General features: G+C 40.5%; 13 protein-coding genes. 2 read left to right on the top strand and 11 right to left on the bottom strand.

Annotated elements, in window-relative coordinates:
- The 11 genes from E1160_RS02905 to E1160_RS02855 all read right to left on the bottom strand — a co-directional run.
- The coding region (locus tag E1160_RS02905; RefSeq protein WP_235914027.1) for a FecR family protein at positions 1–977 on the bottom strand (977 nt) is incomplete at its 3' end.
- 72 nt (positions 978–1,049) lie between these two features.
- Positions 1,050–1,595 carry an RNA polymerase sigma factor gene (locus E1160_RS02900; RefSeq protein WP_155153494.1) on the bottom strand — a complete coding sequence of 182 codons (546 nt, stop codon included), beginning with the start codon at positions 1,593–1,595 and terminating at the stop codon, positions 1,050–1,052.
- 91 nt (positions 1,596–1,686) lie between these two features.
- Positions 1,687–2,697, bottom strand: a complete 1,011-nt coding sequence (locus E1160_RS02895) for a TonB family protein (protein ID WP_155153493.1) — start codon at positions 2,695–2,697, stop codon at positions 1,687–1,689.
- A gap of 4 nt (positions 2,698–2,701) precedes the next feature.
- Positions 2,702–3,124, bottom strand: a complete 423-nt coding sequence (locus E1160_RS02890; protein WP_155153492.1) for an ExbD/TolR family protein — start codon at positions 3,122–3,124, stop codon at positions 2,702–2,704.
- Entirely contained in the window at positions 3,121–3,540 is a 420-nt protein-coding gene (locus E1160_RS02885; protein ID WP_155153491.1) for an ExbD/TolR family protein, read from the bottom strand. The genes E1160_RS02890 and E1160_RS02885 overlap by 4 nt, the downstream gene beginning before the upstream one ends.
- Positions 3,541–3,559: 19 nt before the next feature.
- Positions 3,560–4,189, bottom strand: coding sequence for a MotA/TolQ/ExbB proton channel family protein (locus tag E1160_RS02880; protein WP_218048673.1), 630 nt, complete (start codon positions 4,187–4,189; stop codon positions 3,560–3,562).
- Between the two features lie 166 nt (positions 4,190–4,355).
- Positions 4,356–4,679 (bottom strand): DUF2218 domain-containing protein, encoded by a 324-nt coding sequence (locus E1160_RS02875; RefSeq protein ID WP_155153489.1) that lies wholly within the window; start codon positions 4,677–4,679, stop codon positions 4,356–4,358.
- Positions 4,672–5,451 carry an ABC transporter ATP-binding protein gene (locus E1160_RS02870; RefSeq protein WP_155153488.1) on the bottom strand — a complete coding sequence of 260 codons (780 nt, stop codon included), beginning with the start codon at positions 5,449–5,451 and terminating at the stop codon, positions 4,672–4,674. The genes E1160_RS02875 and E1160_RS02870 overlap by 8 nt, the downstream gene beginning before the upstream one ends.
- Positions 5,448–6,509: a FecCD family ABC transporter permease gene (locus E1160_RS02865; RefSeq protein ID WP_155153487.1), complete on the bottom strand. Its 1,062-nt coding sequence runs from the start codon at positions 6,507–6,509 to the stop codon at positions 5,448–5,450. Before E1160_RS02865 ends, E1160_RS02870 begins: the two co-directional genes overlap by 4 nt.
- A 5-nt stretch (positions 6,510–6,514) precedes the next feature.
- Positions 6,515–7,639, bottom strand: a complete 1,125-nt coding sequence (locus E1160_RS02860; protein ID WP_155153486.1) for an ABC transporter substrate-binding protein — start codon at positions 7,637–7,639, stop codon at positions 6,515–6,517.
- A 100-nt stretch (positions 7,640–7,739) separates the two neighbouring features.
- On the bottom strand, positions 7,740–9,752 hold the full coding sequence (locus tag E1160_RS02855) for a TonB-dependent receptor plug domain-containing protein (RefSeq protein WP_155153485.1): 2,013 nt from the start codon (positions 9,750–9,752) through the stop codon (positions 7,740–7,742).
- 154 nt (positions 9,753–9,906) lie between these two features.
- Here E1160_RS02855 and E1160_RS02850 point away from each other — a divergent pair, with 154 nt between their 5' ends.
- Complete coding sequence (locus E1160_RS02850; protein ID WP_155153484.1) at positions 9,907–10,911, top strand: helix-turn-helix domain-containing protein; 1,005 nt, start codon at positions 9,907–9,909, stop codon at positions 10,909–10,911.
- A gap of 143 nt (positions 10,912–11,054) precedes the next feature.
- On the top strand, positions 11,055–11,557 hold a 503-nt coding region (locus tag E1160_RS02845; RefSeq protein WP_155153483.1), incomplete at its 3' end, for an RNA polymerase sigma factor.

Below are 11,557 nucleotides of genomic sequence, written 5' to 3'. Positions count from 1 at the left end.
GATATCTCATAAGTTTTAACTTTGTATGTTTCTGCAATTATTGATAAGGCTTCAATCGGTTCAGAAAGGTTGTAAAGACCCGTCAGTTTTTTGTTTTCCAGCTTTTTTGACTGAATAAGAAACCATCCATTAAAATAACGATCTAAATCTGAGATAACCTCTGTTGCGAGTTTATTTTTTGCATAGAGTTGCCCTCGCCGCCAGGCTGAAATATTTGCAACATCCGTTTTCTGTCGCAAAGCCTGTCCTGTCGGGTCAACCGTCAAGATATCGCCGCGGCTTAGCTTAAAGGATTTGCGGGTATTTTTCGTGACATTGACCAAACCATGTGACACTGCAACCTGCGTTTTAGGGGATGAAACATCTATATCAAATGCCGTTCCTAAGACTGTTGTCTCAACATCACGCGATTGGACTTTAAAGGGGCGGGATTTATCTGGTTGGACGTTAAAATATGCGGTGCCGGATAATAATTCAATTGCGCGTTGATCATGATTCATATCAACGATTATTGCGCTTTCCGGGGCTAAAGTGACAATTGATCCGTCCGAAAGGGTTATGTCGCGAGTTTCGCCCGCTCCTGTAGAGTAGTCGGCACGAATATAAGTGAACCCTTCAAAAATATTGGTTATAAAGGCAAGGACTAAAACTGCACATGACGCAATGGCGATTCTTCCCCAAGATCGCTTGTTATCATTTGCAGCTGCATTCAAGGTGGATACGCCTGCACCTGAATGTATGGATGATACTCCTTGACCTTTATCACCATTCCCCAAAGAAGGATCGGATAGCTTTGCAAGTAAGTCCGGATATGCCGGGACCGTCATTCCTAATAATCGCCATGTCTCAACTGTTTCTTCCCAATCACGGCGATTTTCATCACTTAGGGAGAGCCAGTTATCGAATTGTTGTCGTAGCTGTAAGTCATCTGGAAATTGTTCCAGATTGATGAGCCAATCACTTGCAGTTACATTCATTTTATTCACACGTAATATCCCGACCTATTTCACATAGTCTCTAAGTAATTAACGATCTAGTCGTTTAATTTTTCAGTTTTTCATATTATTTTTTAATCTTGATGTACAATGGTCCAACGCTGTTTTGACTAGATTATGCGCGGTGCCTACTGAGACATCTAGTTCAAGTGCAATATCAGCTAGCTTCATTCCATTGAAACGGCATAACTCGAAAGCTTTTCGGGTACGCTCAGGAAGTTCATCCAAAGCATTTTGAAGGATTCGTAAATCCTGTCTTGCGATAACTTCACTTTCCGGCGTAATACTTCCGGATTGAAAAAATGGTTTTTGAGATTCTTGTAGCTCTTCTTCAGCGTTTCCGACATCTTCTTTGCTACGTTTACGATAAAGGTCAATCGACATATTTCGTATGGTTTTGTATATATATCCGATAGGTTCTTCTGTCGGACGATTTAGATACCAGCCTTCTTTAGACTTACTAAGCCGTATATAGGCATCTTGCACTACATCTTCAGCTAGAGGACGTTCACCCACAATTGAAGTCGCATAGCGGATTAAATCCTGCTGATGCTGGGTGAAAAGTTCTAGGAATAAGTTTTTGCCGTAGAAAGCATCCATCGATTTATAAAACTATATTAATAGTGATTATTAGTCGCATTAATAAAGATTTTCCCTAATCTGTCAAATTGAGAGATTTTATGAATTTCAATTATCGGGAGATGGCGAACTCAATAGGTATAGTGATAGTTTTAATATCGCCGATCATATCGTCAGGAAATTTTGGTAAAGGTTGGGCGCGTTCGAGCATCTTAATGGTTTCTTCATCAAGTCTTTTATAGCCAGACCCTTTTCTAATTTCGTGTTTAAGTACCTGACCTTCACGTGTCATCGTGAATCGCAGTAGTACGACACCTTCCTGTTTGCGACGTCGAGAGAATTTTGGATATCCTTTATGCCGCTGTAACCAGTAGCGAAGTTCCGCCTTATAGGCTGGTGATACCTGTCCGACAAAGGCACCGCCACCTGATCGGTTTTCTGTTTCTGATCTAGCTGCAACTTCTGCATTACTTGTGGCCGATCCTTGGCTGTCAATTGTAGGTTTAGGGGCATCTACAGCTTCCTTTTCTGGCTGAGGCTGCTCTTCAGTTTTCATTTTCTTAATTTGTTGTTGAAGCGTTTCCAGCTGTACTGGTTTTGGATCAGGTTTAGGTTGAGGAATTGGCTCTTTTACTTCGACGACTTTGATTGGCTGAGCGACTGGTTTTTCAATTTCCAACTTTGGCTCATTAACCGGCTTTAATTGAGGTCGTGGAAAAATGACAGAATCTTCTTCAACTGTTTCTTTCAAAGGTTCTTCTATGACTGGCTCCGGAATCTCTTCGACGATTTCCTCAATGATTTCTTCAATCGGTTCTTCGAGTATTTCTTCTTCAACAACTTCTTCAACTGGATCAGGGGTCTGTTCCTCAGATATTTCATTGATAGGTTCTTTTACCTCTTTGATTTCTTCTACAGTTTCTTCGATTTCCTCGGCCACTGGTTGCGGAGTTGGCTCTTCGCCTGCCAGTGCAGCGGTCATTGAAATTGAAACCTCAAAACCATCATTACCTAATTCACGTGCACCTTGTGATATCGCTGGATTGTATATGTAATAAAGTCCCAAGACGATATGGAATGAGATTGCTAATAGAAAACTTAATATCCAGTTGAGTTTTGCCATTGGGTTAACTCCCTGCTTCAGGAAGTTGGGTTACCAAAGTGACCTCTGTTAAGCCTAGCTCACGAAAAATACTCAAAAGCTTTAGCATTTTCTGTCCGTTTAGATTTGAGTCTACTTTTAAGCGTAAAATCGCATTTGGATTTGCAGTCAAATGATGCGCAATTGGCGATTTAAAGGTTTCGCCTTTATAGGTATTATCTAAAAAATAAACTAGTCCGGACTGATCCACAAAGATCGTAACTTCATTATCGTCGGTCTTTGTCTCGCTTTCAGAGTAAAGTGCTTCTAAATCTACTGGGTCAGAGGCAGAAATATGTCCCGCAATCATAAAAAATATCAATAACAGGAAAACCACGTTGATCATTGGCAACACGTTTTCTTCTGTGAAATGGGCCTTTTTGGCCGTACGTTGAGCGATAGATTTCATTCCATGTTTTCCTTCTTCTTGTAAGGAAGTAGTGAAACTTTTTCTAACGCAAGTTTGGAAACCAAATCCATGACCTGTACCATGTCTTGTGCAATCGCTTGGTCGCCAACTTCAATAAGTAGACGATTATTTTTTTGTTTTAAGAGGATGGATGAGATTTCGCTAAAGACATAAGTGGTTTGGTTAATTTCAATTTTGCCTTCGCCAAGAATCTTTAAGCGCGTTTTATCATCTTGAATGATATCACTTTTAGCGTTTGCAGTGCCATTTGCAGGGATATTAAGTTCTAGTGAGTGATTTTTTGCAAAGCTTGATGCTAACATAAAGAAAATCAGCAGAATGAATACCACGTCGATAAGTGGTGTCAGACTGATCATCAGCTTTCTGCGTTTATATTGTTGGGCAATGGATGACATAACGAATGCCTATATCCAGTTATATACGATCAAAATCTTTAACGAAAATCTGAGCGATTAAATCATCCAAATCATGGGTCAGACGCTCTATACGACGATCCAAAAAGTTATGGATTGTAACTGTGGGCATCGCCACTGCTAGACCAACAGCCGTAGTTAGCAAAGCGAGCCAGATACCGCCGGATAGAATAGACGGATCAACTTGATTACCTGCTTGTTCTAGCTGTTGGAAAGCCTCAATCATACCTAAAACAGTGCCAAATAAACCGAGCAATGGTGCCATAGCTCCAATTAATTCAAATACACGTAAATGACTGGATAGTGAATTCACCTTTTCAGCTGCGAAACGTGTGACTTCTTCTCTTGCTGCCTCTTTGCTACCTTCTGTCTCCAAATTGCCACGGATAGATTTTTGAACAATTTTTGAACGAAGATCATTTGAAGAAATCGCAATTTTTAATGCTTCATCTGCCTTTCCTCTACGGAATTGTAGAGCTGCACGTTTTGCACGTCCTTTACTGAAAACACCAGCCTGTAGAAACTGCAAAATCTTGGCAAAGGTAATAGTTAACACAACAACCGATAGGGCAACTAGGATATATACAACAAAACCACCCGCATTTATTAAATCAATTAATTCTGCAACCATTTTAAAATACCTCATTCTTGCTATTCATACTTAATAGCAAGCTTTGAAAACAAGAATACTCATTACATAAAACTAACTCACCATAGTGATACTAAGAATTATTTGCAAACATTTCTTAGCGTCCTCTATACTCTATAACGAAGGGCGTATAGGATTTTTCAATTTTTTATTTGATATTCCAATCAAAAGAGATGTCTTCTCGCCAAGCAAATTTAACTAGGTGTTTTTCTATAATAACTTCAATGGTGCGACGTGCCTCTTCAGATTCATCTGTTTCTGAAGTAATCTGAAGTGTATTTGGGGAGGCTGTCATATTGCTTACCCCCATTGGAAAGTCGACATGACCTTTTTGATCGTCATATTGTACTTCTACTTTATGAGCAAAATGTTTACAGAGTTGCTGAATGTATTTACCTGCATTATCTGTATTGATTTCTACAACAGAAGAATATTTCAACTTCGTCTCCTTAAGGTTGATATCATTATTCATTGGTTACGCCGTTTATAATGGCAAAAGGGTAGCCTGCACGGCTGATTTCAATCGAAGCTGATACGCCATACGCTTCGTTTAAATTTACTTCGTTTATTGCATCTGTCGGCAGACCAAATGATATTAATTTGCCATCGGCAAATAATGCGATGTAATCGCAATGTCGCATGGCGAGATTAATGTCATGCAAAGCCGTGATACAAATAGCTTCTGAATTGGTAAGCATATTTTTTACTACATTAAAGACACCCATCTGCCAGCGTAAATCCAAAGCACTGGTTGGTTCGTCCAATAGCAGTAACTCTGGCCTCTTGACGATAACTTGCGCCAACCCAACCATTTGTCTTTGTCCACCAGACATGCGTGCAAGGGATTTAAAAGCTAACTCTCGAATGCCAAGCGTGTTGAAGACATCTTCAAGTCTAGCTTCTACTTCTTGATGGGATAAATCCGGGCGCACAGCACGACATGCACTAAACACAGACTCATAGGCTGTAAGAGAGGTCGCTTGAGGTAAGGTTTGAGGCATATAACCAACAAGTTTCATGCGTTTATACATGTTTTGCTCTTGAAGTTCTGAACCATCAAGTTTGACTGAACCTGTATACGTTTCAAGGCCTGCGATACTGCGTAAAAAACTTGATTTACCAACACCATTCGCCCCTAATAATCCAACAAGTTTTCCTCTTGGAATTTCGTCAAAATTTACTTCGCTCAAAATTGTCGTGGGGCCATAGGAGAAGCTATAATTTTTAATGGAAAATTTAGTCATGAATGCGCACCCTTCTGACGAATGAGAAGGAATAAAAACAAGGGAATGCCGATGAGGGCAGTAACAATACCATCGGGAATCAAAATGCCTGGGACGAGCGTTTTACTTAAAATAGAGGCACCTACCAAAATGAAAGCGCCAGCTATAATTGAACCTGGAATATAAAAACGATGATCTTCACCGAATGCCATGCGGGAAATATGGGGGGCAACCAGTCCAACGAAACCAATAATGCCCGTGAAAGAAACCGCTGCAGCGGTGACAATGCTGACACGGAACAAGACCATCAAGCGCAGTCGTTCAACCGATAAGCCATAACTCTTTGCGTATTCTTCGCCTGCACGTAAAGCAGTCATTTGCCAAAGATGTCGGATCGTAAATGGAATGCAGCCTAATAGAATAACAAGAACGATTGCATTTTTTTCCCAATTTGCACGCGCTAAACTTCCCATTGTCCAAAAGACAATTTGTTGTAAATTGTCGCTATCTGCTACGAACTGTATCAAGGCAGTTAATGCCTGTAGAGCGAAGACCATTGCGATACCAAATAAAATTACAGTATCGATTGTTGCCCCAAATTTTGCTGACAGAAATTGTATCAATAAAACTGTGATCATCGCCCCTAAAAAAGCACATATAGGTAATATGTAATTTTCAGGTAGATATCCGATACCAATTTTGTAGACAATTGCGAGGGACGCCCCAAGCGTTGCGCCATACATCACACCTAAAGTAGAAGGGCTGGCAAGCGGGTTGTTTAAAACCGTTTGCATTTCTGCACCTGCTAATCCCAAACAAGCCCCTACGAGCATTGCCATGACTACATATGGCAGACGAATTTCCCACATAATTAATGCATGATAGTTTTCTGTGACATTTGTGGCTGTTAACCCTGACCAGATTTCACTTAAATTTAAACCAGCAGGGCCAGCCATAATATTCACAATAAGTGCAAGCATGAGAACCAACAGGAAACTAGCTAGAAGCAAAATTCGCTTCCAGATAAAACTTCTATAAAGTTTGGAAAGGCTTTGTGTATCCGTATTATCAATATTCATAATGTCTACTCAGTCATGCCTACCCAATAGACTCCGTCCAGATCCACAGGTTGAAATCTATCAAAATAAGTTTTCAAAGTTTCATCAGGATTCAAATCAGCAAAAATCTCGGGGTGTAACCATTTAGCCATCGCTTCTACAGCTGCCACATGCATTGGTGTGTTATAGAAATGGTGCCAAATCGCATAGCCTCGTTTGTCTTTTATGGCTGATAGCTGCGCAACACCTGTTCGATGGGTTGAGTTAATCAATGACTTTCGTGCTAAACTTTCATCTGTGCCGACACCTAATGCGATAAAATTGGGAGATTGCTCCATACTCATTGCGGACCCAATGGCTGTACCGATATAGATATCCGGTTGGTTGCTAATCAAATGTTCTACATTCACCATGCCTGCTGCACCTGGTATGACGTTTCCATAGGCATTTACACCGCCTGTTAATTCAATAAAATGTCCCATCATGCCATTGCCAAATGCAGAACAACATTCTGGACGCAAGCCAACGTGAGTTTCCATAAATACAGACGGTTTGGTTTTCACATTTTTCAGTTTTTCTTCGATAGAGGTCATTTTTCGATTGTAAAAATTCAAAAATTCATCTGCTGCTTCTTCCTTACCTAAAGCTTGGCCGAGAATTTCGATAGATCTTGGTGTGTTGACAACAGGATCAAGTCGAAAATCAATAATGATGACAGGGATATCTGCCGCCGCAAATTGATCCATGATCGTTTTGTTTTTATCACTTGGACCATGACCGCTTGATAGGCCAAAAATAGCGAGGTCAGGTTTAACGGAAAAGGCCTTTTCTGCACTGAAAGAAATAGAACCCGTACTGCCAATCAAGGGGATTTCTTCCAGTTGTGGAAATTTGTTTGAATATTGCCCCCATGAAGCAGGATCATATTTTTTGAAGTCCCCCATCATACCGACAATGCGACTAAAGACATTTTCGCCATCTAGAATTGCGATTGTAGGTAAAAAGCGACCTTCGCCTAATACGATATGTCGTGCAGGTTGATTTAATGTAACTTCACGACCAGCAATATCCGTGATTTGAATTTCTGCTTGTGCAGAGAATGAAAGGACAACAGTAAAAAAGCTGAAGACAATAAAAAGATTTTTAAACATAGTTTAACCTGACCAAGGTTTAGTAATGGTGGAAATGCATAAAGTGGATGGTCGAAACCACCCACTCCATACACTGATTTTGACTGCTTCTAATGACGAGTTAGAAGTCAAGTTTTGCTGAAAGCAAAACGGTGCGACCCGGATCGTTATATGGGTCAACTGAACTGTTGGTGCTGTCTGCGCCCACATTGGTACGCGCTGCATAAACACTATCGAACAAGTTGCGAACGTCAAATCGGAATGTCCAATCCTCGATCTCTTCAGGATTGTATTCTGCATAGACATTTGAAACGAAATATTTCTCCAAAGCGTAGCCGAGAGCTTCCTCTGTATCATCATTTTCGAAGAAATATTCATTCGTTGTACCAATGCGTACGCCCCAATCAGGTAAATCATGATGAATTTCAAGATTCATGGAATCTCCCATCAAGATACCTTGGTAATGGCTACTTGTAGATGTTGGAACTTCTGAATTGACACGAACCTTGGCTTTTGAATACCCGCCGCGAACAAAACCATCACCATATGTATATTTCAAGTTCAGGTTAAAGCCATTTGTTGTAACATTGTCGACGGACCCGCGATTGGAATCATCAATGTCATTGGCATCGTCAATGGCGGTACTATATACATTACCGTCAAAACTGACTGAGCCTGCTTCATAAACCATACCCATTTTTGTATTATAAGAACGGGATGTTTTCATGTCGTTGTAGGTGAGTGAAGCTTGCTTAAAACCGACTTCTGATAAAGGAACTGCACCGAAAACGGTTGAACCGCCTCCATAAAACATGACTTCATTTGTAAGGTCATATTCTAAGTTTAAATTCGCACTATAACCTTTGTCGTCAAACTTTGTTCCATCTGCACCTTCGAAGTCATTCCAGTCATAGCGTGCACCTAGGGAACTACGAAGGTCTTCGGTAATGTTCATGCGTCCTTGAACAAAGATGCCGAGATCATCTGTTGTTTCAGTCCCTCGATAACCAGCGCGTCCACCATTGCCATGGTCTTCGTAATAATCAAAACCGGTGGTGATTTTACCATATTCAGTTGTAAATGTATTTTGAACTTTACCGTTCACGGTTCTAACATCGGCATGAATGTCCAGTGGAGCAAAGCTACCAAAAGGCAGTGGTACAGTCGTACGTAGCTCAGTATCGGTATAAGCCAAAGTCACTTGAGGGTCCCACATCGTGGTAGGAGTTTCATCACCAAATGATAAAGTGAAGTTTTGACGACGATATTCAGTCGGTGCAGGATCACCAAAGCTTACTAAAAAGTTTGGACGCCCGGAACGTGTTGCGTTATCGATAAATTGGTTGGCAGAAAATTTAATGCGATAGCCGTTATTTGCGGTATATCCAAATTTCATGAGATAGTTTTCAGCAGCAGGCGATGTGCCTTCGACAATTTCACCATCACCATCGTGATAGTCATCGCCATTTTCATGTGTGACATAACCTAGAATATCAAAACCTTCAGCTTCCATGCCAACAGCTAAATCTTCGGAGAAACCTCTTGTATTGCTGTTATATGTTACTTTTGCAAAGCCCGCATATAACTCGCCCGGCTCAACCAAATCGCGGCCATCTTTAGTTTCAACAGAGATGGAACCTGCCATCGCACCAGGGCCTGCATCTGCTGGTGCAACACCAGTTTCTACTTTAATAGATTTCAGCATGCCCGGGTCTACGATTGTCGTCCCGACATGATGATAAGTTTTGTTTGCTTGCCTTGCGCCATCAATATCAACAGCTAAGTTAGTATCTTCGATACCATTCACATAGATTTTTTGAGACACGGCATTAGGCGAACCAACTTTTACCCCTGGTTCTTGACGAAATATATCTTTCAATGTTTGCGGATCGTAACGTTCGATTTCTTCGGCAGTTAATTGTACGCCACCTGTCAAAACGTCTTCTTTGCCATCAATGGAAATAGGCTCTAAAACAATATCTTCATCAGAAGTTACAACCTCTGTGCTTGCCTCTTGAGCCATTGCAACCTGCATGGATGTCACCACAGCAACGGTAGACATCAACATGGTGCGGTGCAGCTTGCTGCGCCCTGCAGAAGTTGCAGGTTTTTGTTTCATAATGGACTTTGCCATTTTTGCCTTCTCCGAAAAAACTTTACTTATTAAGAATAATTATTAATATCAAGAAATATTAATTTTTCCAGCGAAGAAGTATTTGCAAAATCCTCAGATTGTTTTGCGAAAATTTCAGAGGGTGCTTTTTTGCGACTTGGGCGGGTTTTTCATAATGAATTCTATCAATCGTCATAAGGTAAAACGAAATACGGCAATCTATGATCGTTCCTTAAAAGTGAGCGATCTGGATGAAATTTTAAATGATGATAATTGCTTTGGCAGTAAACCTGCTATTAACAAGAAAGCTGAACTTCAGGATAAAACGATTATTCGTGGATCCATTTTAAACAGTAATTACAAATCCGGTTTCCGGATTCATACAACAGATATTATTGAAGTCAGAGATTACGATGTAACCGCCACATTGGGGCCAGCAATCTCCATCATTATAATGTTGGCGGGACATATTTCCTTTGCACGTGACGGAAACGAAACCGTGCTGGAAGCTGATAATGGGCCGAAGGGATATTTTATTTCGCGCAACAAACATATTGAATGGACCCGGCATATTAAGAAAGACAACTTAATTCGCAAAGTGGTTGTGACGATGAATCATGAATTTGTCACGCAAGATTTGGATATTAATGTGTCGGAAGAAAAATGGCAGAAAATTGTCGATGAGCCTAACCCGCAAGTTTGGGCACCAAGCTCAAAAGTGCTTGCCATTGCGGAAAGATTGATAAGACCTACGGAAGAGAATCCAATGGTTAAAAATTTGGCTCAACAGACGGCTGCACTTGAAATTATTACCGAAGCTTTACAGCATGTTCTATCTGAAAAAGAGGAAAATCTCACCTCAACAGATAATGTCTCTAAAGCACTGCGTATCAAGAATTATGTGGATCAACATATAGAACAGGATATGAGCCTGGATCAACTTTCTGCTGACCTTGGGTTGAGTGTGAATAGTTTGCAAAGATATTTTAAGGCGGAATTTAATCAGCCATTAATGGGCTATATTCGAGAACGTAAGCTGCTAATGGCGCATGAAGCGATGGAGCGGGATAACCTGACAATTGCACAGGCTGCATTTCTAGCTGGATATAATTCGGCTGCGAATTTCTCAACGGCATATAAGAAAAAGTTTGGTTTTAGTCCTTCTCTTATAAGGGGATAAAAGTGGTTAGGTTTACTATCAATAATAGTAAACCTAAGATGTTAGGCAAAAAAATAGTGGTAAGACTTGTAAAAGCTTAAACATCCTGTCATTAGCGTATTAAGAATAATTATTAATTTCACCGATATCTGGCAATTACTACGATGATTTCTGGTCAATCCGAAGCATTAAATATCTATACGGTTCATAGAAATGAGCTTGTTGGATATGCAAAAAAAATCTTGGACGATGAAGCACATGCGGAAGATGTGGTGCAAGAAGCCTATTTTCGATTTGTGCAGGCTGCAGAAAAAACCATCTTATCGGAACCTTTAGCTTATCTATATCGAATCGTTCGAAACCTTTGTTACGATTTACAGCGTCAATTAAAACGGGATCAGCATAGAAAGGGTAATAGTGCAGATTTAGCGCTGGAACAACTTGCTGAATTGCGGCCATCTGCCGAACGCGAAATTATTGCGAAACAAGAACTGGAATACCTTTCCAGACTGCTTGGAGAACTGACAGATAAACAGAGAATTGCATTTGAAATGCATCGTTTTGGCAATCATACTTTCAAGGAAATTGCCTTGCATCTAGATGTGTCAATTGGAACGGCACACCAATTGGTTGTGCAGGCGATCGAATATTGTAGTGACAAACTTTT

The sequence above is a fragment of the Curvivirga aplysinae genome (assembly GCF_009711445.1).
Lineage (GTDB): Bacteria > Pseudomonadota > Alphaproteobacteria > UBA8366 > Aestuariispiraceae > Curvivirga > Curvivirga aplysinae.
This window is presented reverse-complemented; position numbering and strand designations above follow the sequence as displayed.

Excerpts from the sequence above, each read along its gene's own strand:
- E1160_RS02870 (WP_155153488.1), bottom strand. The coding sequence starts at position 5,451 with ATGACTAAATTTTCCATTAAAAATTATAGCTTCTCCTATGGCCCCACG.
- E1160_RS02885 (WP_155153491.1), bottom strand. The coding sequence starts at position 3,540 with ATGTCATCCATTGCCCAACAATATAAACGCAGAAAGCTGATGATCAGT.
- E1160_RS02860 (WP_155153486.1), bottom strand. The coding sequence starts at position 7,639 with ATGTTTAAAAATCTTTTTATTGTCTTCAGCTTTTTTACTGTTGTCCTT.
- E1160_RS02880 (WP_218048673.1), bottom strand. The coding sequence starts at position 4,189 with ATGGTTGCAGAATTAATTGATTTAATAAATGCGGGTGGTTTTGTTGTA.
- E1160_RS02875 (WP_155153489.1), bottom strand. The coding sequence starts at position 4,679 with ATGAATAATGATATCAACCTTAAGGAGACGAAGTTGAAATATTCTTCT.
- E1160_RS02865 (WP_155153487.1), bottom strand. The coding sequence starts at position 6,509 with ATGAATATTGATAATACGGATACACAAAGCCTTTCCAAACTTTATAGA.
- E1160_RS02850 (WP_155153484.1), top strand. The coding sequence starts at position 9,907 with ATGAATTCTATCAATCGTCATAAGGTAAAACGAAATACGGCAATCTAT.
- E1160_RS02890 (WP_155153492.1), bottom strand. The coding sequence starts at position 3,124 with ATGAAATCTATCGCTCAACGTACGGCCAAAAAGGCCCATTTCACAGAA.
- E1160_RS02900 (WP_155153494.1), bottom strand. The coding sequence starts at position 1,595 with ATGGATGCTTTCTACGGCAAAAACTTATTCCTAGAACTTTTCACCCAG.
- E1160_RS02895 (WP_155153493.1), bottom strand. The coding sequence starts at position 2,697 with ATGGCAAAACTCAACTGGATATTAAGTTTTCTATTAGCAATCTCATTC.
- E1160_RS02855 (WP_155153485.1), bottom strand. The coding sequence starts at position 9,752 with ATGGCAAAGTCCATTATGAAACAAAAACCTGCAACTTCTGCAGGGCGC.